At 58.7% G+C, this 511-nt stretch carries 1 protein-coding gene; it reads left to right on the top strand.

Going from position 1 to position 511, the window contains the following annotated elements:
- On the top strand, positions 1-511 hold a 511-nt coding region (locus HGT70_RS16450), incomplete at both ends, for a hemagglutinin repeat-containing protein (protein ID WP_214196576.1).

Raw genomic sequence — 511 nt, 5'->3', positions numbered from 1 at the left:
ACTCGCCAACGACCCACATACTACGCAGCCAACGTCACAAGACGCGATGGGGGTTAACCTCTCCTATGGTAACCAACGCGCCCGCTCCGAGCAGAAAGTCGAGCAACAGACGCACGCCGGTAGCCAACTCACCGCCGGGCGCGACCTGAGGTTACAGGCCACCCAAGGGGATATCGATATCACGGGCAGCCAGCTAAAAGCCGGACGTGATACGACGCTGAGCGCCGCGCGGGATATCCTGCTGCACTCTAGCCAAGACAATGAAACCCTGAGTGGTAAAAATAGCAGCCATGGCGGGTCGCTGGGGGTAGGGATTGGGGCTAGCGGCAACAGTGCCGGGATTAGCATTTCTGCTAGTGTCAATGCCAGCAAAGGCAAGGAGAACGGCACTTCTCTGGCTCATCAAGAGACAACGCTCGACAGCGGGGGTTTAGTGACCTTACACAGCGGTCGCGATACCACCTTAACCGGCGCGCAAGTTAACGGTGAGCGGATAGCGGCACAGGTTGGC

It is taken from the genome of Rosenbergiella collisarenosi, assembly GCF_018494085.1.
GTDB classification, from domain to species: domain Bacteria; phylum Pseudomonadota; class Gammaproteobacteria; order Enterobacterales; family Enterobacteriaceae; genus Rosenbergiella; species Rosenbergiella collisarenosi.
The sequence above is the reverse complement of the archived record's forward strand: the minus strand, read 5'-3'. Positions and strand labels throughout refer to the sequence as shown.